Raw genomic sequence first — 21,880 nt, forward strand, 5'->3', positions numbered from 1 at the left:
AGCGCCGTCATGTCTCGTCCAGAACCCACCCGCCCCTTGGATAACCGCCTGCCCGTGGACCGGGCCACAGCCGTCGCCCGGCTCACCGGGATCGGGAAGAAGATCGCCTACGGCGCCTGGTACCTGGCCTTCGCCGCGCTCAGCGTGCAGATCGCGGAGCACGCATTTACCTTCCTGAGCCAGCGTCCAACGGGCCCGAGGGACGTTTTTGGCCTCAAGTTCGCGCTCCAGGGCATCGACGTCCCCTTGCACTTCTTCGGCGCGGGCCTGGCGCTGCTGCTGGGAATCCTGCAGGCCAGCAGCTGGGTGCGCCGCCGGTGGCCGGCATTGCACCGCATCGGCGGATGGCTGTCCGCCGCGGCGATCCTGGTGGGTGGTGTCAGCGGCCTGTCGATGTCGTTCCATGCCTACGGCGGCTGGCGGAGCGGCCTCGGTTTTTTCCTGGCTGGCGTGCTGTGGATGGCCACCGCGGCCTACGGCATTCGCTGTGCGGTGATGGGCGACTACGCCGCCCATCGGCGCTGGATGCTGCGGTGCATGGCCGTTACCTACGCCGGGGTGACGCTGCGGCTCATCCTTCCCATGAGCTTCGTTTTCAAGTTGCCGTTCGAATCCGTGTACATCTTTGCGGCGTGGGCGTGCTGGTCGGTCAACCTGATGATCTGCGAGCTGTGGCTGCGCTGGCCCGCCTGGCGCCACCAGCGACGCCTGCTGGCCGTATCACGCGCCTGACGTGGATTGCCTTGCCCGGTACGTGCTGGGTGTATCGCCAGTTTCCCGCTTGAAGACGGCGTTGAACGTGGATTTGGACGTGAAGCCGCAGGCATAGGCAATGTCGAGGATGGTGCGGCTGTCGTTCGGATCGGCGAGCAGGCGGCGCGCGGCGTGTACGCGTTGGCGGTTGATGTAGTCCCAGAAGGTGCAGCCGAAAACCCGATTGATCGTGGCGGAGACGAGGTACTCCGGGTAGCCGCTGCGTTTGGCGACCTGCGTGATGGTCAGTGCGGGCTGGAGGTACAACGCATCGTCGGTCATGAGCGTCGCCAGCCGCGCCTGCACTTCCGGGAAGCGCGGATCGTCTGTCATGGGTGCGCTGTCTGCCGGCGGTGGTGATGGCGGTGGCGCCGCTACCGGAGCCTGGATCAATCCGTAGTAGCCCAGCGCACACGTCCACGCGGTGACTAAGCCGTAGATGAGGAAGTAGTTGATGCCGGGCAGGTCGGTAACGTCGTTCAGGATGGCGATGGACCAGATCGCGATCTGCCCCACTGCCTGCACCAGCAGCCAGCGCAGCGACACGCGGTCCGCGTCGGCGCGGCGTTCTTGCACGTCGCGACGATACCGCACGACCTGCCGCAACGCGGCGCCAATATAGGTGAGACTCCATCCGTACAACACCAGGGGCGACCACGCCGCGACGGGCGGCAGATTTCCGTCCATCCAGAGCTGCAAGCGGGTGGCGAGGTGAGCGTCGTCCGACAGGAGCGTCGTGCGCACCAGCCACAATGAACCCAAAAAGCCCATGGCATGTATGCCGTCGCGCAGTGAGAGCGGCAGCGTCGTCGTCAGGGTACGCACATACAGGTAAAACAGACTGGCATGGAGAAACGGAAACTGCGCGACGAACAGAAACGCCCTGAACCCGGTCACCGACGGGGCGGCCAGGAAGGACGCCTTGACCGCCAGGTCAATGCCGACCAGGGCCAGCCAACCTGCCAGCAACCGGTTCGCCGCGACATTCGTGGGGCGCCGGGCGAGTGCCAGCGCCAGCAGAACAGCCTGTGCGGCGCCGATGGCGTAGACGACGATCCAGATGGTCATGGACTGGATTATGTCAGCCGGCGTCCGCAGGGTTCCATCACGGTATGATGGCTCGATGTGCGTGGGCGGAATGAGGCGTGTTGTGCGTCAGGAATTGCCGATGGGCCTGGAGTCACTCGCGCAGCAGTGGCGCGATGCCATGTCGCGACCGGAATACGAGCTGCCCGGCACCACATTCGAACAGAAGCTGATCAATGGCTGTGCGGGCACTATCGCCACAGACCTGGATACCATCACGTTGTTCGCGCTGCGATCGGCGTTGCGGTGCCTTCAGTTCGAAGCCAGTACTGCGCAGGGTGAGCGTCTTGCGGAAGCGTTGCGTGCGAATGCCGATCACATGTGCGAGCGTGCCCTGAACCCGGCAGATCCGCAGCTGCCTGCCGTCACCGCCGTTTATAGTTTTGCCATTGGCAGCACGTTGATGGATGGCGCCGCACCCCGCCGGGATCTGCTGCGACGGATTGGTGCCTACTACACCGGCAAGAAAGGAAAGAGCCGGCACGCCTCAGAGCTGCTGCGTTTGCGTGTGGCAGCCGATGCGGCATTGCTGTCGCAGAACCTTGAACTGTTCCGGGCCGTGGTGGGGTTGCGCAGCAGCATCGCCATCTACCCGACCTCGTGGCCGTTGATGCAGGCGATAGCCAAGGACGCCCGTACGACGGAATACCAGGGTGAAACCTATCTGCGTGTGCCGTCCCCCGAATTGCGCGGGCGATTCGTGCAACTGTGGCAGGCACTCCGTTTACCTTACGTGGCCGACTTCGAGCGGTGCCTCCCCGGCGACCGCCCCGCCACCGGACCCATCGTCGACAGTTACGCCTATGGGTGGATCTACAGCCAGAGTTTCGCGCCCGACCCCATCGCCCGCGTCGATCGGGCGACCTGGCTTTCCTGGCTGTTCGGCTGAAACGCGGCGTGTCCGCATGTCGTTCGGCAGTCGGGTCATGCAGGCGGTGGCGTTGTCCCCCGTCCGCAGCGTGATGTGGCTGCCCGGGGGCTTGGCGCACCCGGGGTGAACGGCGGATTGCGGTCCAATTGTCGCTCCCAGCGCGCGGTGCATTTTCGGCGCCGACTTCCGATTCACCCGGGCGATCCCTGCGGGTCAGCCCAGGCTATGAAAGCAGCAGCGCGTCGCGCTCAGTTGTTGCACGAGCATGCGCGACGGAAATAGAGGCCTGGGTCGCTGCCGCTGTTAGCGCCAGCGGTCGTTGCGCTTGTGAAGCGGTAACTCGTGGCTTCGTTGGTGTAATCGGAACCACAGCCCATGCCGCTGATACCGTTGAGCGATGCTGTTGCGGTGACAGGCGTGGGATTGAAAGCACCGAGCGCGGTCAGCACCTGGCCGCAATTGGCGTTGCTGCCGCCGGATCCGGCGAAGCTCAGCGTCGCGGCGTTGTAGCCGCCATGCGTGGTGCAGACCGTCGTGCAACTTTCGTCGTTCTGTCCGAAGTACCAGCAGGTGCCGCCGACGGCTTGTCCACCCGATCCGCAGCTGATGGGTGCCTGCACCGTGATGTTGACTGACGTGGTCGCCGTCCCGTCGACGTTGTGCGCCGTGATGGAATACGCCTGCGCAGCCTGCTGGACGGTCGGCGTGCCGGAGATCACACCCGTGGTGGGGTGAACCGATAAGCCGGTTGGCATCGTGTCCGACGTATAGCTGGTGACCTGCCCGAAGACGCTCGGCGAGATCGGCGTGATCGCCACGTCCTTGTTGAAGATGTAAGGCGTTCCCGGATACGAAAAGTTGGTCGGCGCCTGCGGGTACACCTGTACGTTGATCGAGACAGACTTGCCCCCTCCGCTGTTCTGGGCGACGACCAGATGCGACTGCCCGGGGTTCTGCAGCGCTGTCGGTGTTCCGGAGATAACGCCGGTCGTGGTGTTGAGCTGGAGTCCTGCCGGCAGCGCCGGCGCGACGCCATACGACTTCGCATAGCCGACCAGCGTGGGCGACGCCGGCGTCATGGCGACACCGCGCGGCAACTGGAGTGGGGCACTGGCGTACGACAGCGAGGTCGGTGCAGGTTGGCTGCCGCAGGCGCAGAGCCGCCGGAAATACAGCGATCCGTTCGATGCGCTGCTCGCGGATGAGGTCGTCGTGGAGGTGAAGCGGTACGAGGTGGCGTTGTTGGTGTAGTCCGAACCGCAGCCCAGGCCGGAGATACCGCCCAGAGACACCTGCTCGGTCACCGGCAGCGGGTTGATCACGTTCAGCGCAGTCAGCAGCTCTCCGCAGATAACGCTGTCGCCCGCTGATCCCGTGAGCAAACGCGAACCGAGCTGATCACCGCCGTGGTCGGCGCACACCGTGTCGCAGGACTGGTCGTTCTCGCCGAACCACCAGCAGGAGCCGCCTTTCCAGTACCCGTCACACGGTTCGAATGTGCCCGTGTAGACCTGCTCCGATGCGCCGGATGCGATACCAGCAAGCGCGGCGAACATCGCCAGTGATTGAACGAGACGTCTGGCGGCAGTACGCATGACGATTCCCCCCGGCACCTGGTCAGCGGTAGGCGCATCGTACGCCCGGCTGTTGTGAAATGCAGGGGGCAGGCTCGTCGGCATCAGACAGGCCAGCCTGTTCCTTCTTCCCCGGCACCGCTTCTGACGGTTTGGCCGGCGCATACCAGAAGGAGGTGCGGTACCCGCTCTCCGTCGGCCGCCGCCGCATGTTCCCGCGGTGTCGAGCGGGCGGTTCTGCAGACTGCCGGCCTTGGCGCGGCCGGTATCCCGCGCAGGCAGTGACGTACTACACTGGAGCATTCGGAATGCGCACGGTCCCTGCGCGCAGAGGTTCGCTCTTGTCAATCCGTGAAATTCCCCGCGCGGTAGTCGCGTTTAGCCTGATCGTCGTCAGCACCCTGGTGCATGCGACACCGTTGCTGTTGCTTGCACTGGTCAAGTTCGTCATTCCCTTGGCGCGATGGCGGGTGGCGGTTTCCGGGCTCCTGGTGCGTTTGGCGGAAAGCTGGGTCGGGGTCAACAGCCGGCTGGTCGCGTCGTTGACAGGGACGGTGCTCCACGTCGAAGGACTGGACGACCTGCGCTACGGCGGCTGGTATCTGGTGTTGTGCAATCACCAGAGCTGGGCCGATATTCCGGTGCTGCAGTCGATCTTCCACCGGCGCATTCCCTTTCTGAAGTTCTTCCTCAAGCAGCAGTTGATCTGGGTGCCGGTACTCGGACTCGCCTGGTGGGCGCTCGACTTTCCCTTCATGCGGCGCTACACGCGCGATGTGCTGCAGCGGCGACCGGAACTGCGCGGCAAGGATATCGAGGCGACCCGGCGCGCCTGCGCGAAATTCCGTGATCTGCCCGTGTCGGTGATGAATTTCGTCGAAGGCACGCGCTACACACCCGCCAAGCACGTCGCGCTGAAGTCGCCGTATACGCATCTGTTGCCGCCGCGGGCCGGTGGTGTCGCGTTTGTGCTGCAGACGATGGGCGAGCTGCTGCAGGCCGTCGTCGACGTCACCATCGTCTATCCCGGTGGCCGGCCCGGTATATGGGATCTCCTCAGCGGGCGCGTGCGCGAAGTGCACGTACACGTTCGGAAATTGCCGATGCCCGATGGCATGCTGCAAGGCGACTACGAGAACGATCCGGCGTTGCGCGAGCGTTTCCAGACCTGGATCAACGGGCTGTGGGCGGAGAAGGATGCGCGGGTCTCGGCGATGAGCCGGTAGTCGTTGCGCCCGCGGAATCGCTGCCACGGCGCGCACGAGCGGCGACATCTAGCCGGCACTCGCCGCCGTCTTCAGCTCCGTCAATATCCGGACCACCTCGTCTATCGCGTTGTCTGACAGCTCGACGGGATCGCCGCAATCCGTCACGGCCTTCATGCAGACCGAATGCCCCTGTTCCAGCCAGATATGGACCTGGCCATCGGCGAGTTCGTAGTAGTTCTTCATAGTCAAGATCGATGGTGGATGACGTCACGTCAGGGGCGCCGTTGTACGCGTCGTGACGAAGCGGCTGACACGCGGTAAAGGACGATGGCGATCACGCTGTTACAGATCAGCCAGATTATGAAGTAGGGCAGAGCAATAACGACAGGCGACTGGCCCGGAAGCCGAAAAAGCCACAGGGTACCTCCGTTCCTGCGGATCTCTGCCGTTGACGCCAGTCTCAGCGCAACCGGTGAACAGCGTATTGTCGCTTACGCATCGCTGCCAACGCCATGCGGCGATTTTCGGTTTCGAGGTGACGTCACCCCCGGGCAAACCCTGCGGGTTGACCCGGCTACAACGGCTGTAGCGAATGTTCGGCGCAACACACTGAGCCGAAGTCGTGGTGCATGTCACGGCGTACGCACCGCCACATAGCCGGTACTCCAGGACGTGCGCGATCAGGTGCCGATATTTATCGATGGAATAATCGTGTAGGTATTCAAATGCGCATCTAAAAGCGGCGCGCCGGATTATTCTTGTCGCGATGCGAATTGACCGTCGAATATTTGATGTGAAAGTATCCGCGGGCTTTTCCGCGTAGAAATAGGGAAAAGCGCAAATGGTAGGACCGTTCCATTGCGATCCATCACTTCAATAAGGCCACTATAATGAATACCAGCTCTGCTATTTCCGCTATTACTTCTGACGTTGCCGAATTCCGTCTGACGGAACTCGAAGAGCGCCTGGAAATGACGGCGATGAGCGCCGCGACCGAGTCGCGCTATTGCTGCGAGTGCGTTGGTCGCCCGATGTGCGATTCCGAGACCTGAGCGTTGCGCTGACTGCTATCGACGAGGCCCCGTACGCGGGGCCTCGTTTTCCGGTACCGCTGCTGGATTGTGTTATTCGTGAGCGACTCCTATTTTCTGGCTGGCCCCTTGCGCGTGAACGCATCCGATGCGGACGCAGACGCGACGCGCTGGTGCATCTGCGTGGGCGAGCGAGTGTTTCTCGGTTCGGCGCAGAGCGCTGGCCTTTTGACAGCGATCGCCGGCGCATCGGATACCGAAACGATCGCGTGTCGCTACAACGCGGAATATCCCGATCGTCCGCTAACCGTCGCCGCCATCGAACACATCATCCGGACCGAATACCTGCCGGCGCGTCTGGTATTGACCGTGCCGCCGGCTCCCATGGTCGACGAAGAAGCGACCCGCAATCGGTATATCTATTTCTCACGCACGCTGGTGTCCGCCAGTGCGGTCGAGCGGATCGCGACACTGGTCCAGCCACTGCTGGCGCCCGGGGCTGTCGTGGCATTGTTGCCGTTGTGCCTGCTCGTACTGGTAGCGTGGAATGTCGTCGACGCGGCGAGGATGCAGCTGCTTCTCAGCTTTCAGCCGCTAGGTGCTCTGGACTGGCTGGTCCTCTATGCAACCTTGTTCGCAACCTTTCTGTTTCATGAGTTCGGACATGCCGGCGCAACGCGGCGCTATGGTGCGCGTCCGGCCCAGATAGGCATCGGCCTGTACCTGATCTTTCCCGTGCTGTTCTGCAACGTGACTGAAGCCTGGCGCCTGCCGCGTTCGCAGCGTATTGCGATCAACCTCGCGGGAGCCTGGTTCCAGATCCTCGCAACGGCCTTCATTGCAGTGATCCAGCACTTCAGCCAGAGCCGCGCGCTGGGCCTGGTCGTCGGAGCAAGTCTTTTCTCGCTGTTGATCACGCTCAATCCTTTCCTCCGGTTCGACGGCTACTGGGTGTACGCGGACTATTTCCGCTTGCCAAACCTGCGCGAGCGATCGGGAAAATGGTGGGCTGCGGTGGCAAGTCGTGTGCTCTACGGTGATGAGGGAAGCCGCGCTGCGACACCGACGCCGCTGGTGGTTTACGCGATCGCTTCCGGTGTGTTCTTCGTGGTGTTCACGGTGTTCGTCATGCACACCGCCTGGGCAACGGTGACCAACCTGCCGCAGGTGCTGACGCTGGCGTCAAGCTATCTGGCGCTGGGCGTAAATGCCGATTCCGTGGCGACCGTGGTAGTAAATGCCCTGTCGATGCTGCTTACGGCGGCAGGATTTGCACTGATGATGTATGTGGTGTTCGTGCGACTGTGGGCCATTGCGCGCAATATCGCCCAGGGCATCGGTCGGCGGGTCCGTCGAACGACGCCAATGGCTGGCGGAGACTTGCCGTGATCGCGGCGCTGTCGATGGCCTATCGCACGCAGCTGGCACGGACGCGCGCCGAGGTCGACGCGGACCTTGCCGCAGTCGCTGGAGCGACGTCCCGGGAAGATCCGTTTTCCAACGCTTTTCATCTCGCCGACGCGAACTTGCGCTACTTCTTCCCGGCACTGACCGTTGATGAACGTCGCGCCGTCATCGGTGAAGTGATCTTCCAGCAACGCATGGCTCTGTTCGACCAGGGCGAACTGGACTTGTCCGCATCGAGCGTGATCGATGATCCGGATGGCGTGCTGGATCGGCGCACGCCGGTCATCTTCTGCGCCAATCACGTGGGTTCCTACCGCCACCTGTTTTCGGTGCTGTTGCGCCGAGGTGTCGATAGTTCGCTGTTCCTGGCGCGACGGACGCGCGACCGCCACAGCGAGACATTCATCACCCAGGCCGTCGACGTCTCGCGCACGCGCGGATGGCCGGGCTCACTGATGACGATTGACGCGGAAAGCCAGGGTAGTGCCTTGCAGGGCCTGCGCGCACTGCGCAAGGGGCGCTCGCTGGTGCTGTATCTCGACGGCAACACCGGGGCTGGCGACGCGCGGGAGAACGACAGCCTGGTGGATGTTTCCTTTTTCTCGCGAACGCTGCGGGCGCGCAGCGGCATCGCCTGGCTCAGTCGCGCCGCTGACGTGCCGATCGTCCCGGTCGTGTGCCTTCGACAGCCTGATGGATCGCTCGTCCTGCGCTTCAATCCCGCCGTCGTCGATGCCAGTACCGATCGGCGCGACCACGCCGTGCGGGTGACGCAGGCGTTGTACGCGCGCCTCGAAGCCGACTTGCGCCCTGATCCGGGCCAGTGGGAAGGCTGGCTGTACGTGCACAAGTCGCTCAGGCGCGACGAGGGTGTGCTACCGGCAAGTCTCGACGCGACGCCGTTGAACGAGCGTCTCGCGCTGCTGCATTTCGGCAGCCAGCCCGTACTGCTGGACAAGGCGCGGCATAGCGCGGTGATGGTAGACCCAGCGTCCGCGGCGACGATCCGCGATGCGTGGAAGGACGAGGCTTCGCTGCGTCTGGCATTGGCGGCGGATGGCCGGACGATGCATCTCGTCGGGGAGGGGGTTATCCGCGCGGCGTAGTGGCGGGTACCGCGCGAACGGCACCAGCTGGCGCGTTATGGCCGCGCTGGGCTTGCCGCTCGTTTCGTCTATGGCGGTGCTGCAGGTCTCCGTCTCCTGAGATGTTCCTTTGGGTAAGCGAGCCCAGCAGCGCAAAACCCCAGGCACCGTATTCCGGGACTACAATTGCCAGCACCAACAACGGCGCGGGTCCCGCGCCAGCGAGGCGATCGCATGGCTTGGGTCAACGACAAATTGCGCGTGCACGACCACGACGGAAAAGAACACACCGTCGTCCGCGTGCGGATCGACAATTTCACCACCCATGCGGAAGAACGCAGCGAGCCTGTGGAATTCCGCTACACCATTGATGGCGTGCCTGTGCACCAGTTCCTGGATAGGGATACGGAATTCATCGGGCACGGCGGTATCGTCTATCGGGAGTCCGGTGGCGATTGATGTTCCGGTGAACCCTGCGGATTGGTGCTGCGCTCCCTGTAGCCCGGGCAAGCGCAGCGCGCCCGGGGTGAACTACGCCATGACCTCGGATTGGCGACCCCTTCGCATTTCGCCACCGTGGTCGCAGGCTCGCCCCGGGTGAACCCTGTGGGTTAGCCCGGGCTACGGAAGGCGAATCGCTACGCTCCGTGTAGCCAAAGCCCGGGGGTGATCTACACCGTAACCTGGGATTGGCGACCCCGTCGCATCGCCACCGCTGTCGCAAGCCAAACCCGGGTGAACCCTGCGGGTTGACCCGGGCTACGACGGCGAAGGAGTTTTCCCGTGCGGTTGTCTCCGCCGGACATGCCGTCCTGGTCCGCGTCGTATATTTTTTGCCATACCCGTCACAATTGGCGGTTTCTCCCTGGCACACGGGGCTGCTGGTCCGCGAGCGAGATCAAGCCGGAATGCAGTGGGCTCGCAGCCTGTTCCGGCACACCGATGCGTGCATCGGTGACCCTGAACCCGAATCCAGGAGACCCATTCGTGAACTCCCGTACTCGCACGTTTCCGCGCCGGTCGATCTTGAGCCTGGCGCTTGCAGGCTGTGCCCTGTCCGCAGGCTACGCCAGCGGCCTGGGTGCTTCCGCGGACACCGTCCCCGCCGTCGCAGCGCCCTCAAACACCTATGTCGTGGTCTATCGCCATGGCGACGCCGAATCCGGCCGTTCTGCCGCTATCCAGCGTAGTCTGGCGCGCGCCGGCGCCGCTCTGGGAAAGCCCGTGACGCGACTGCGCACGCTGGCCACCGGCGCCGAGCTGGTCCAGGTTGAGGGCGCCGTGAGCGTGGACAAGGTGATTGCGGCATTCAGCGCCGATCCGGCCGTGGCGTCGGCGGAACCGGACCCGATCACCGGTTGCGCGGGCAGTGCAAAGGAAATGGGCCTGCGCGTCGTCGACAGCTGCGCCACCCGGCGTCTGAGTGACACCGTCGACGCGCTGGCCAAGGCGGCGAGCACGGCAGCGCGGCCACAGGACCGCGTCATCTACCTGGCCGACGCGGCAAATCGCTGTATGGCGCTGCAGGGTGCCGTCGATCTGGCGCATCGCCACGGTGCGCTGGTTATCACGGACGAGCGCTCCACGTGCGCCGGTACGCTCAAAGTGGAGGCGGCCGCCGTCGCGGCAGTCGCGCAAGCCGCCGCCTCTACACTGGAGCGTGCCCCCGAATTGCAACCGGACCAGCTTGCAGGCCGCCTGTTGGCCCATGCACATCGTGGTACGACCGACGCCATCGCGTTGCTGGATACCATGGCGGTCAGTCGCGACGGTGCGCCGCGCCGCGTGGTGCCGGTGGCCTCGGCGACGGCCAGCAGCAACGACGGCAATGTGCCGGCCAATGCCATCGATGGATCGTTCACGACGCGCTGGTCGGCCCTGGGCGACGGCCAATGGCTCCAGCTGAACCTGACGGCGCGCGAGACCGTGCAGGCCGTCAACATCGCCTGGCACCAGGGCGATCGCCGCCAGAGCCGCTTCGACGTTGAAGTGAGCGAAACCGGCACGGCCTGGCAGCGCGTCTTCAGTGGCACCTCCAGCGGCACGACGCTCCAGCATGAAACCGTGCGATTCGGCCCGGTGCCGGCGCGTTTCGTGCGCATCGTGGGACATGGCAATACGCTGAACATGTGGAACAGCGTGGCCGAAGTGACCGTGGATGCGGGCCAGGTGACGGATCCGGGTAACGATCGCTTTGGCGTTCGCATGGTCTATCCGACCGTGGCAGGCGGTGAGACATGGTTCATGAACATGACCAACCCGAACAACGATCCGCGCTTCGATCCGGACGGTTCGGCGCCGCTGGTACGCAACACCGACGGGTCATGGCGCTTTCAGAACGATAGCGACAATGACGCCGCCCGCCTGGACGTCAAGACCACCGCCGGCTACGACCAGGATGATGTGGAAGACAACCACGGCGTGCTGGCGACACGTGGCTATATGTTCAGTCCGCGCGACTGGAAGAACACGGAAATCACCGGCTATGTCCGCCTGCGCGATGCGTCCGACATGTCCGACGCCTTCACCTGGTACTCGCGTGGCGGCAAGCACAGCAATCCGAAGCCCTTCTGCGAAGGTTCGGCCTACAAGGGCGATCTGTTCTTCAATGGCAGCGTGCAGACGGCGAAAGAGCAGTGGCATGTCAACTACGATTTCCGCCCGTCCCGCCCCACGCCGGCCGTAGGCCCACTCAAAGACAAGTGGGTGGGCTTCAAGGTCATGACCTACAACCTCGCCGCTAACCGCCATGTGCGGATGGAGTTGTGGGTGGACGAGACCAACACCAATACCTGGTCGAAGAAGTATGAAACCACGGATACCGGCGGCTGGGGCTCGCAGGCACGTACCTGTCGCGCCAGCGTCGCCGATCAAGTCATCACCTGGGGCGGCCCGTTGGCCGTGTACCGCTGGGACAATATCCGCAAGGTGGATTTCAAGAACCTGAGCGTGCGCGAGATCCAGCCGCCGGTGCAGTAAGAACCAGGACTTCGCCCGGCGGTTTGTCGCCGGGCGAAGTGGGGCGAGGAACCAGGCGACGTTGGTGCCGGCGAGCACACTGGGTTTCCTGCCACGATCGCAGACCAATCCCGGCTGAACCCTGCGGGTTGAGCCGGGCCGCAAATCGGCGGTACTGATGACGCGAACCCCTCAATGACTCTCGAAACCATCGGCGAACAGCCCGATGACGGCCGAGTCCGTGGCGCGGTTATCGCTGACGTCGATATCGGGCTCGCTGGCGATCGGCAGCGCCTCCAGCGATACCTCCACGTGCGCGTCGCCACCCGCTGGCACGGAGGTGGACACGGTATAGACCAGTGCCGCGCCTGGCGCGATGTCGACCTCATCGCTGATGGCACCGCTGCCTGCGGCGGCGCACGTCGCGTTCGCCGTTGCTTCGCAGGTCCAGGTCGCGTTTAACAGATTGCCGGACAACGTGGCCCGCACCTGCGTGCCGTGGGCAGCGCCGGTTCCCTGGTTCTCGATGCGCGCGGTATAGGTGAGTTGCACCTCATCGGCCGTGACATGCGCCACACGTCGCAGCGTTGCCACCAGGTTGACGCCCGCCGCCACGGATACCTGGAACAGCTGCTCGGGCGACGTATCCATGCCGCCGTTCGCCGTGCCGCCATCGTCGCGCACGGCCACTGCAACGGAAACGGATCCGCAGTTGCCGGTCAAGGTGTAACGGAGCGTGCCGTCGTGTGCGATTGAAAGGTCGTCAACGACATTCGCCGGATCGTCCACGCGTACCAGCCAGCCGGCGACCTGCTGCCCGGATTCATCCGCAGGTCCGAGCCGCACGCTGTGCGCATACGCCGGCAACTCGCGCGGGCCAGCGGCACCGGCTGGCCAAAGCTGATCGCCGGAAAGGGCAAATCCGGGCGCATCGTTGACGGGCAGCACCTGGAAACGAACGCTTGCCGATGCAGCCTCGTAACCGTCGTCGATGCCGTATCCAAACTCGTCGCTGCCGCTGCTGTCCGCCGGCGGCGCGTAGTAGACACTGCCGTCGGCCTGGAGGGCGATTTCGCCGCCAATCCCGCTGCCGTTCACGGTGGTGACGACCTGCAGAGGATCGCCGTCCGGGTCTTCGTCGTTGGCGAGGACCCCGTTTGCCGCGGGGAGCGTGAGCGGAGTGTCTTCGTAGGTCACGAACTGATCATGACGGGCGATAGGGGCGGTATTGATGAATTGCTCGCCCGCATCAACGCTGCTCGCCTGGTAGTTGCTGTCACCGGCGTAGCGGGCGGATACGCGGTAACGCCCGGCGCCGCCTGCCGGCAACTCGCACTGCGTGGCCGGCAGCTGGATAACACACTGATCGCCACCGCGGTCGCGAGCAACCGTGATGGTCCCGGTCGGCACGCCCGAGCCTGGCAATTGCACATCCAGATCAACGCGCACCAGCGTGCCCTGTCCGGGACGGACCACTGCCGGAAGGGTGTCGACCCTCAGCGCGGTTGCAGCCGGCGATACAACCTGATTCACGGCGACCTGGCTGCTGTCGAACAGATTCGAACCACTGGTGAATTCCCCGGACAGCGCATGCACACCAGCCGTCAGCATGCGCAGTTCGCATCGCGCGAGACCATCGATCACCGGCAAGGGGCCGCACAGCACCTGGCTCCCTTCACGAACCAAAACGGACCCCTGCGGTTCGCCGCCATTCGCATCAAGTCGCAGCGTCAGTACCTGGGGTTCGCCCACCACGGGCTGCGCCGGTTCCGCCGACACCACGGTGATCGCCGTCGGTGACGGCGCGACGATGTAGCGGAACACGTCGGATCGGCTGCCATTATGGTCGCCATCGACCCAGTTCCAGGCTGCGCCCGCAAAGGCGAGGCGACGGCCGTCTGCCGAAAGGCTGACGCTGTTGGCAGCCCCGTTTCCGGCACCGTGCGATACGGAAGCGGTCACCAGCCGTGTTTCGCCCGTGTCGCGGTCGTGCAGGAAGATGTCCGCAGCACCGTTTGTGTCACCGGCAACCACGTTGGATGCCGCGCTGGTAAAGGCCACGGTACGGCCGTTGTTGGAAATGGCCAGCTCCGTCACGGGTGCATTGAGCGCTGTCGCGTTCGCCGTGAGCGTCAGGCGCGCGGCGCTACCGCTGTCCGCATCGAATACGAAAATATCCGCGGCGTTGTTCGTATCGCCTGGTACCAGGTTGCTCGCGCTGGATACGTAAACGATGAAGCGGGCGTCGTCGGAGATCCGGCTCCCGGTACTTGGGCCGTTGGCTGTGAATCCGTTCGCGGCGCGGCTGATCAGGCGCGTGGTGCCGAGGGTGCGGTCGTAGCGGAACACATCGGATGTATTGTTGAAATCGTCACCGACAAGGCTATTGGCGCCACTGCTGTATACGACGTAGCGTCCATCGGTGCTGATGCCGATGCGGGTGGCGCTCTTGTCATCCCAGCCGGCGCTGCCGTGTTCATCGATACGGCGGGTCATGCGTGCGACCCGGTCTGTCAGGAAGACGCGGTCGCGCATTCCATGGTCGCCTTCCCGCACGGCGGCGAGATGGACGACATATCGTCCATCGTCGGAGAGGGCCAACGAGGCATTGTGGAAGGGGAAAGTGACCGCCGGCGCGGGAATGTTCAAGGATTCCAGCTGGCCGGTGGACGTATCCACGACGTAGAGGTCTTTGCCGGTATGGGCATCACCGGCGATCAGGTCGGCCTCGCTGTCAAACCCGACAAACCGTCCGCTGCTGGAGATCGCCAGCTGGCCGTGCAATTGTGACGGACTCGACGGCACCAGGCTGCGTACCGACTGGGTTTCCAGGGTTGCCAGGTAGATTGCGCCTGCCGGGTTTGTGGCGCCTGACAGGTTGGTCGCTGCCGACCGGAATGCCAGGTATCGGCCGTTGCGCGAAAGGGCTGGCAAGGTGCTGGCCCCGTTGGCTCCCGTCTCGATGGGGCCGTCGACGGATTCGCTGATACGCCTGACGATGCCGGTCGACACATCGCGTTCAAATACATCGCGTGCCTGATTCGTATCGCCATTGACGAGGCTTGTGGATGTGGAATCGAAGTAGACCACGCGACCATTGGCGGTCATGGCAGGATGCAACGCCCATGGGTTGGCCGCCGGATTGTCGCTCGCCAGTGTGGTCTGGCCCGACTGCAGGTTGCGCACGAGAATGCGAAAGTGTTCAGCGCCGTAGCCCGGGCCCAATGAAGCGCTCGTGGCGAACGCCACCGTGGTGCCATCGTCGGATATTCGCGGCCGGTCCCAGTAGTTACCGACAATGGCTTCGCCCGCGAAGCCAATGCTGACCAGTGCGGTCGTCTGCGCCACGCGATCGCGTACGAAAATGCCCTGGTCGGTGCGGGGATCGAGATTGCTGGCCAGCGAGGAGAATAGGACATAGCGGCCGTCGGGCGTGATGACCGGGTCGTAGCTGCCTCGGTTTGCACCTGCCCCCTCCGTGGTGACACTGATGCGCTCTACCGCGCCGGTTTCGCGATCGCGCAGGAAAACGTCGGAAGCCCCGTTCGTATCACCCGCGACGAGATTGTCCGCTCTTGAGTCAAATACGATGAATCGTCCGGTGGCAGAAATCATCGCTGATTGCGGGTATTGATTCCCGCCCTCGCCGAGGGCGTTGACATCCTCCCGGGTGACAGAAGGCGAGTCCATGTCGCGCAGAAACAGCTTCTGATGCGGGCCGGTGTTGCCGTCGGCAAGGTTGCGTGCCAGAGAAACAAAGGTCACGAAGCGACCGTCAGCGGAAAGGGTGGGGCGCCGGCTATCGTTGTCGCCGGGAATGGCGTAGTCGCGAGCGGTCACCAGCTGTGTCACGCCCAGTGTGGTGTCGCGCCGGTAGCATTGGGTTCGTGGGATCAACGGGGCGATGCCGGTCACCACGTTGGGTGCGGCGCTGCAAAACACGACATAGCGGCCGTCCGCGGAGATCGAACTTTCGGTGCTGTCGCCGGCAATGGCGCCATTGCGGTCGGTCAAGCTGACGATGGACAGCGTGTTGCGTTCGTTGTCCCGCAAGAAGATGTCTGATGCGCCGTTCCGATCATTCGGTACCAGGTTTGACGCAGCGCTTTCAAAGAGGACGTATCGGCCATCCGCACTCACGCTCGGACTACCCGACGGCAATTCCCCCTGGGTTCCATATGCGAAGGGGTGGCCGAGTGTCACCAGCTGCAGATGGTCTGCCTGCGCAGTCAGCGGAGATATTAGGATGGCCGCTGAAACACATGCCATCGTTCGTTTTTTCAGTCCAGGCCAACGCATGGTCATATCTCTGGCGAACGCGATTATTCGGGGAACGCCATTATTCGGTTCGACCCCACGCGGCCCTAATACGCTGCCGTACAGATTACAAAAGCGACCGTGAAAGTGCGTTTCGCCGCAACAACGCAACGGATCGGCGCGTCGCGGTCATGCGGTGAAAGGGAAGTTGCGAAAAATGGGACAGTGCGGACTAGGAGATTCGGAAGCGTCAAGCAGGCCGGGTAAATGGCGCGCACCCGCGTGAATTGCGCCGTGACGTTGGATTTGGCGGCGACACTCGCATTTTCGTGCCGTGGTCGCAGTGCGTCTTGTCGGGCGAGTTTTCCTGGGCCACAGGTAACCCGCCGTTGGCCCCCAGCAATCACGCTGCCCGTTGAATACCAGTGCGCGCGTCTCATTCGGGCGTGGCCTCAAGGAACACGGATTCGCGGTTGTCCCGGCCGGTTCCTCGTCATAATCTGCCCTGTGCACCACCGGGCATTGGGGGCGAGATCGGCTATGGGTTCGTTTGTCATTCTTGTCGTTGGCGACGACTACCGGGAGCAGCTGGATGCGCTGTTGGGCGAGCCGACAGCGGAGTTCACCTACAAGAACGTCCTCGCCGATGCCACGCGCCTGTTCGGTACCCGGAACAAGGCTCCGCTGCTGAAGGTCGCGCAGGAGCGCTACGGCATCGTTCCGCTCGTGAACAATCGCGAACCGCGTCCCGGCATGGACTACGGATGGATTCGCTTCGATGCGCGGGGAGCAATCTGCGAAATCCAGGCACTGGTTGATCCGGGCGGCAATCTGTGGAAGCCGCGGCCGGAGCCTCCGTTTCTCTCGTACTCGTCGTCGTCGGACGGGTGGCTGCTGAAAGAGGGAGCAATCGGCGCCACATTCGCGAATCGTGGTCCCTCGGGTGTTGCAACGGGGTGGGCCGGCTCGGCACGCAAGCGCGATATCGCACTGGATGTCATGCGTCAGACGGTGCTTAGCGCAGCGGGAGCCCTGTGGGACGCGGCACACGCGGTGCGCGGGACTCTGGAATGGATACCCTACAACGTGTTCTGGGAGAGGTACCAGGACGCAGCAGAGGATCGCTACAAACTCGCCATCGACGCGTGGCGTTCCCAGCCGCTGGTCGCGGCCATGCGTGCGGCCAACCGGGAGTTCCAACCGATACCCATCGGTCCGCCGTCCGACACGCGCTTCTTCGGGCTAGGGCCGCTCTGGCCTCACCGTGACGTGGATCTGGACCGGTACCTGCTCCCGCGCGAGGAATTCCTTGCCGCGTACGGTATTCGCCAGATCGCCACGTTCTATGAGGTCGTACGGAATGGTCATTGGGGCAGGGATGTCGATGAGCGCGAGCTGTTCGACACCCTGGCGGATGATGACCTTCTGACGCTCGTCTTCGTGACGCATTGAGCGAATGCGCGGGTGTTCAGAACCGCTCGTTCACCGGCAGGTAGCGCCACTGCCCGACGGACATCTTGCCCATGGATATACGCCCGATGCGAATGCGCTTGATCGTCAGCGGCGTCAGACCAACCTGGGCGCACATCGCCCGCAGCTGGCCTGGCTGCGGCGCCTTGATCGCAAAACGCAGGCGGTTTTCGCTTTGCCAGCTGACCTTGCACGGGGGAACAGGCCAGCCACCAACGCTCAGCCCGTGATTGAGCAGGGCCAGTCCGTTCTCGATCACCTCGCCGCTGACCTCGACGACGTACTCCTGCTCAATCGTGAGCGTATCCTCGATCAATCGGCGGGAAACGCGCCAGTCCTGCGTCAGTACAACCAGACCGCAACTGTCGGACTCCAGCCCGGCAGGGCAGGTCAGTTTGCGAAAGTGGCGCTTCAAAGCACGAATTCCGGAGGTGTCATCGGCACTGCGCGAGTCCAGCGAGATCTGCTGCAACGCCAGGTCGACACTTAGCCCTTCGGGCTTGTTCAACAGCATGGTCGCGGGTTGCACGGCGTCGAGGTTGGCGGCCGGGTCCAGGCTGACGATCTCGTCGGTCACCTTGTAGTGCGGCTCCTCGACCACAGCGCCGTCCACGCTGACCCAGCCGTTCTCGATGTATTGCTCCGCTTCGCTGCGAGAGCAGCCAATCAGCGCGGCAAGACGCTTGGAAAGACGGACGGGTTCATTCATGGGGAGTGCCGTGGGTATTCGGGCGGCCATTGTAAGCGGCCTTGCCCGCGGTGGGCGTGCCCGAAAGCAGGTCGAAGTGCCTTGCAGGCTCGCTGTCGGGGTTCGCTGCGCTCACCGCGATCGACATGATTGCAAGATGCAGCAGCGCTTCCCGCAGCCCGGGTAAGCGCAGCACCCGTGGGAATGAAGATACAACGGCAAAAAGTATATAAGCGTGGGTTGGGGTGCACCGAACTCCAGCAGGGGCGCCAGAACCCGGGACTCGACCCTCCCGCGGCCAATGCCACCTGACTCACCAGGCCAGGAACATGCCCATTGGCAACACGGAGATCGGCGATGTCGCCGGAATCACGACGGTTGGAATCCGGCGCGCCCTGTAGCGGTCGCCGAATTGTTTCGGGGGCGGCGGCAGGTTGTTCACTGTAGAACCGGGAAAGGCCGAACCCCATTGGTGGCCCGGGGCTTTCCCATGGCTGGCGGCCTTTCCCCGGCAGCATCCCGGCCGCGCTTCGGGGTAAACGACCGCAACTTGGCTGATGGTCAGCGTACCTGCTGCTGCACCAGCTGTTTCACCCGTGAATTGCTTTCCAGCGCCCGGATTTTCGGGTTGGCCATCAGGCTCGCGTAGTCCCCCTCCTGGATGGCCCGGGTGATGGCAGGGTCGGCCAGAATCGCCTGGATCTGCGGATCGGACTGCAGGCTCATGATGGATTGCATCGCATCCGGATCCTGCGCCAGGCGCTTGCCGATCTGCGCGATGTCGAGGCTCAGGCCATCGTCGGGCGCTGAGGATGCGCCTGCCGAACTCGCTGCCGGCGCACCGTCGTACACGATTCGCGCGATGCTCGACTGCGGAATATGGACGGTCCCCAGGCTGGGCGAGAGCACGGTGTACACGCCATTGGTGATGCTCTGGATCTCGCCTTCGATGCGGCTACCGTCCTTGAGCTCGACAGCCGGGGACGCCAGCGCGCCGGACGCAAGGCCGAACAACGCAGCGGCCAGGCAGGCTTCGAGTACGCGCTTGAGTTTCATCGGAGTCGCCCTTTGCATCATCGTCTGGGCATGCATCGTACTCCGTGCGGGGAGAAAGAATGCGGACCGGGTTCAGGTTCGCCATTGCGGCGCCGAGCAAATGGCTGCCGGGTGCGAAATCGGCAGTGTTGGGGCATTCCGGCAGGGGGCGACTGCGCGGCGAGGCCCACCATCGGCCAGTTCTACCGCTGCTATGCCCTGAAACACCCCGTAGCCTGTGGTCACCGCAGGTGACCGCACGGTAGGGCGCCTCCTATCGGAAGAACGGCTAGAATCGCCCGCGCCGCGCCATGGGCGCGCCAAGCCTCACCCCCTTTCGAAGACGACGGAAAGACGATGATCAACGACTTGCCCCAGGCTCAATCGGATATGCGCACTGGCTACTGCAGTGGCGGCGCAGGCGTTCTCGCCTCTTCATTGGCCTGGTTTGCCGCCGCTATCGCCACGATCAAGGCTTCGCCGCAACAAGCGGTCTGGGTTCTCTTCATCGGCGGCATGGCCATCCATCCGGTTGCCATCCTGATCTGCAAGCTGTTCGGCCGTTCCGGCAAACATGCCAAGACCAACCCCTTGGGTGCGCTGGCGGCGGCCAGTGTGTTCTGGCTCATTTTCAGCCTGCCTCTGGCCTATGTCGTTTCGCTGTATCGCATCGAGTGGTTCTTCCCGGCCATGCTGCTGGTGATCGGCGGCCGGTATCTGACGTTCAGCACGCTTTTTGGCCTGCGCGTCTACTGGGTGCTGGGAATGGCGCTTGCCGGCACTGGCTATCTGCTCGGCAAGTTCGCGGTTACGCCGACTCTCGGTGCTTTTGCGGGCGCTTCTGTGGAGGCGCTGTTTGCGGTCTACATTCTGATTGCGGATCGACGCGCGGCGACCCTGACGCCGGCCGGGGCGCATGCTGCCGAGTCGGCATGACGCAGCATCCGTCAAGCGCGTGCGGTGCGACCGCCCTGCGACGGCCGCACGCACTTGCCTGGCGTTTCTACGGCCCGTTATCGCAATTCCCACCCAGCGTGAAGTGGTAATCGACCAACTGCCACGCACCACCGCGTGTGCTGTGCCACTGGTAAATCCAGGTTTCCAGGCCACCGCCGTCGATGCGGGGCACGCGGCGCTTGAAGGTGATGGATTCTCCCTCGGTTCCCGTCAACGGCAGCGCGTGCGGTGGATCGGGCGGGGTGGCTCCTTCTGCAGAGTTGCGCCAGATATGGGTGATTTCCAGGTCACCCGAATCCGGCGCCGCCGCATGCTTCAGCGGCGTATTCGCCATCCGCACGGCGATCCAGGCATAGGCTTCCCGGCTCTCTTTCGTGCCGGATTTGAGCGAGAACGACTCCGTCGTTTCCACATCGCGTGTGACACCTGCTGCCAAAGCCGGTGTCGTCGCGAATGACAGCGCAATGCCCAGGGTGAGGGTATGCGCGATCCAGTGAGATTTCATAAGAACTCCCATCGTTGACGCAGAACGCGCCAAGCGCCCTGCTGGTGTAGAGATATGCAGCGTGCAAGTAGCGGCGGCGTGACGCGTCCTTCCGCATCAGCCGCGACCTGTGGTGAGACGTGGAGGTGGATACGTCACCGCTCGTCAGCGGAACGCACCGTCCAGCGTGCTTCGCGATGCACATTGGCGCAGCTCCCCACGCCTCACCACCGGCGTTTTCAACAGCAAATGTCACCGGAAACACCGTCGATGGCAGTGAGTGGCAGGCGGCCTCTCCGGCAAGGACGACCACCACCGCTTGCAACCCCGCCCCGGCCAAGGGCGACGGTGTTTCCTACGGCATTCGCAAAGCCTCGAACGTACGCGCTATCGCTGTCGTAGCCCGGGAGCGCAGTGCGCCCGGGGCAAATCACGCGACAGCAATAAAACGCGCACAACTGCAGGTTGCGCTCACCGCCAACCGACATGGTTATCGCAGCCCCACCCCGGGTGAACCCTTCGGGTTAACCCGGGCTACAGAACAGCAGCGCTTCCTGTAGCCCGGGTAAGCGCAGCGCACCCGGGGTAAATCACGCGACAGCAATAAAACGTGCACAACTGCAGGTTTGGCTGAGCGCAGCGATGCCTAACAGGAGTGCCAGACCACAGGCCGAAGTTCCCTATAGGCCCGGTGTCGGGGTTCGCTGCGCTCACCGCCAACCGACATGGTTATCGCAGCCCCACCCCCGGGTGAACCCTTCGGGTTAACCCGGGCTACAGAACAGCAGCGCTTCCTGTAGCCCGGGTAAGCGCAGCGCACCCGGGGTAAATCACGCGACAGCAATAAAACGTGCACAACTGCAGGTTTGGCTGAGCGCAAAGCCCAACAGGAGCGCCAGACCACAGGCCGAAGTTCCCTATAGGCCTGGTGTCGGGGTTCGCTGCGCTCACCGCCAACCGACATGGTTATCGCAGCCCCACCCCCGGGTGAACCCTTCGGGTTAACCCGGGCTACA

At 63.6% G+C, this 21,880-nt stretch carries 18 protein-coding genes; 10 read left to right on the forward strand and 8 right to left on the reverse strand.

What is annotated here, in order from left to right:
- Positions 1-9: 9 nt before the first annotated feature.
- Positions 10-732, forward strand: a complete 723-nt coding sequence (locus tag N4264_RS11780; protein WP_261697232.1) for a DUF2306 domain-containing protein — start codon at positions 10-12, stop codon at positions 730-732.
- Here N4264_RS11780 and N4264_RS11785 read toward each other — a convergent pair.
- Positions 721-1,821 carry a helix-turn-helix transcriptional regulator gene (locus tag N4264_RS11785; RefSeq protein ID WP_261697233.1) on the reverse strand — a complete coding sequence of 367 codons (1,101 nt, stop codon included), beginning with the start codon at positions 1,819-1,821 and terminating at the stop codon, positions 721-723. The genes N4264_RS11780 and N4264_RS11785 overlap by 12 nt on opposite strands.
- Before the next feature lie 100 nt (positions 1,822-1,921).
- On the opposite strand from N4264_RS11785, the gene N4264_RS11790 reads away from it, so the two are divergent.
- Positions 1,922-2,728, forward strand: coding sequence for a hypothetical protein (locus N4264_RS11790; protein WP_261697234.1), 807 nt, complete (start codon positions 1,922-1,924; stop codon positions 2,726-2,728).
- 230 nt (positions 2,729-2,958) lie between these two features.
- Here N4264_RS11790 and N4264_RS11795 read toward each other — a convergent pair whose 3' ends face one another.
- Positions 2,959-4,305 carry a putative Ig domain-containing protein gene (locus N4264_RS11795; RefSeq protein WP_261697235.1) on the reverse strand — a complete coding sequence of 449 codons (1,347 nt, stop codon included), beginning with the start codon at positions 4,303-4,305 and terminating at the stop codon, positions 2,959-2,961.
- A 320-nt stretch (positions 4,306-4,625) separates the two neighbouring features.
- On the opposite strand from N4264_RS11795, the gene N4264_RS11800 reads away from it, so the two are divergent.
- A complete protein-coding gene (locus tag N4264_RS11800) occupies positions 4,626-5,510 on the forward strand; it encodes a 1-acylglycerol-3-phosphate O-acyltransferase, YihG family (RefSeq protein WP_261697236.1) in 885 nt (294 codons plus the stop codon).
- Between the two features lie 48 nt (positions 5,511-5,558).
- Here the strand turns inward: N4264_RS11800 and N4264_RS11805 are convergent, their stop codons facing one another.
- Positions 5,559-5,735, reverse strand: coding sequence for a hypothetical protein (locus tag N4264_RS11805; RefSeq protein ID WP_261697237.1), 177 nt, complete (start codon positions 5,733-5,735; stop codon positions 5,559-5,561).
- A gap of 647 nt (positions 5,736-6,382) precedes the next feature.
- Between N4264_RS11805 and N4264_RS11810 the strand changes: the two genes are divergently transcribed.
- From N4264_RS11810 to N4264_RS11830, 5 genes are all read left to right on the forward strand, one after another.
- Complete coding sequence (locus tag N4264_RS11810; RefSeq protein ID WP_261697238.1) at positions 6,383-6,544, forward strand: hypothetical protein; 162 nt, start codon at positions 6,383-6,385, stop codon at positions 6,542-6,544.
- Positions 6,545-6,622: 78 nt separating this feature from the next.
- On the forward strand, positions 6,623-7,912 hold the full coding sequence (locus N4264_RS11815) for a zinc metalloprotease (protein WP_261697239.1): 1,290 nt from the start codon (positions 6,623-6,625) through the stop codon (positions 7,910-7,912).
- Positions 7,909-9,036: an LpxL/LpxP family acyltransferase gene (locus tag N4264_RS11820; RefSeq protein WP_261697240.1), complete on the forward strand. Its 1,128-nt coding sequence runs from the start codon at positions 7,909-7,911 to the stop codon at positions 9,034-9,036. The genes N4264_RS11815 and N4264_RS11820 overlap by 4 nt, the downstream gene beginning before the upstream one ends.
- Before the next feature lie 213 nt (positions 9,037-9,249).
- Positions 9,250-9,474: a hypothetical protein gene (locus N4264_RS11825; protein WP_261697241.1), complete on the forward strand. Its 225-nt coding sequence runs from the start codon at positions 9,250-9,252 to the stop codon at positions 9,472-9,474.
- Between the two features lie 528 nt (positions 9,475-10,002).
- Positions 10,003-11,994, forward strand: coding sequence for a discoidin domain-containing protein (locus tag N4264_RS11830; protein ID WP_261697242.1), 1,992 nt, complete (start codon positions 10,003-10,005; stop codon positions 11,992-11,994).
- A gap of 171 nt (positions 11,995-12,165) precedes the next feature.
- Here N4264_RS11830 and N4264_RS11835 read toward each other — a convergent pair whose 3' ends face one another.
- Positions 12,166-16,272: a cadherin-like domain-containing protein gene (locus tag N4264_RS11835; protein WP_261697243.1), complete on the reverse strand. Its 4,107-nt coding sequence runs from the start codon at positions 16,270-16,272 to the stop codon at positions 12,166-12,168.
- A 498-nt stretch (positions 16,273-16,770) separates the two neighbouring features.
- On the opposite strand from N4264_RS11835, the gene N4264_RS11840 reads away from it, so the two are divergent.
- Positions 16,771-17,682, forward strand: coding sequence for a hypothetical protein (locus tag N4264_RS11840; RefSeq protein ID WP_261697244.1), 912 nt, complete (start codon positions 16,771-16,773; stop codon positions 17,680-17,682).
- Positions 17,683-17,698: 16 nt separating this feature from the next.
- Here N4264_RS11840 and N4264_RS11845 read toward each other — a convergent pair whose 3' ends face one another.
- The 3 genes from N4264_RS11845 to N4264_RS11855 all read right to left on the reverse strand — a co-directional run bounded on the left by N4264_RS11845 (position 17,699) and on the right by N4264_RS11855 (position 19,444).
- Complete coding sequence (locus N4264_RS11845) at positions 17,699-18,409, reverse strand: rRNA pseudouridine synthase (RefSeq protein ID WP_261697245.1); 711 nt, start codon at positions 18,407-18,409, stop codon at positions 17,699-17,701.
- Complete coding sequence (locus N4264_RS11850; RefSeq protein WP_261697246.1) at positions 18,402-18,584, reverse strand: hypothetical protein; 183 nt, start codon at positions 18,582-18,584, stop codon at positions 18,402-18,404. The genes N4264_RS11845 and N4264_RS11850 overlap by 8 nt, the downstream gene beginning before the upstream one ends.
- A gap of 365 nt (positions 18,585-18,949) precedes the next feature.
- A complete protein-coding gene (locus tag N4264_RS11855) occupies positions 18,950-19,444 on the reverse strand; it encodes a hypothetical protein (RefSeq protein ID WP_261697247.1) in 495 nt (164 codons plus the stop codon).
- A 336-nt stretch (positions 19,445-19,780) separates the two neighbouring features.
- On the opposite strand from N4264_RS11855, the gene N4264_RS11860 reads away from it, so the two are divergent.
- Positions 19,781-20,359: a DUF7010 family protein gene (locus N4264_RS11860; protein WP_261697248.1), complete on the forward strand. Its 579-nt coding sequence runs from the start codon at positions 19,781-19,783 to the stop codon at positions 20,357-20,359.
- Positions 20,360-20,426: 67 nt separating this feature from the next.
- On the opposite strand, the gene N4264_RS11865 is transcribed toward N4264_RS11860, so the two are convergent.
- Positions 20,427-20,885: a hypothetical protein gene (locus tag N4264_RS11865; RefSeq protein ID WP_261697249.1), complete on the reverse strand. Its 459-nt coding sequence runs from the start codon at positions 20,883-20,885 to the stop codon at positions 20,427-20,429.
- Positions 20,886-21,880 lie beyond the last annotated feature (995 nt).

The organism is Tahibacter amnicola, assembly GCF_025398735.1.
GTDB lineage: Bacteria > Pseudomonadota > Gammaproteobacteria > Xanthomonadales > Rhodanobacteraceae > Tahibacter > Tahibacter amnicola.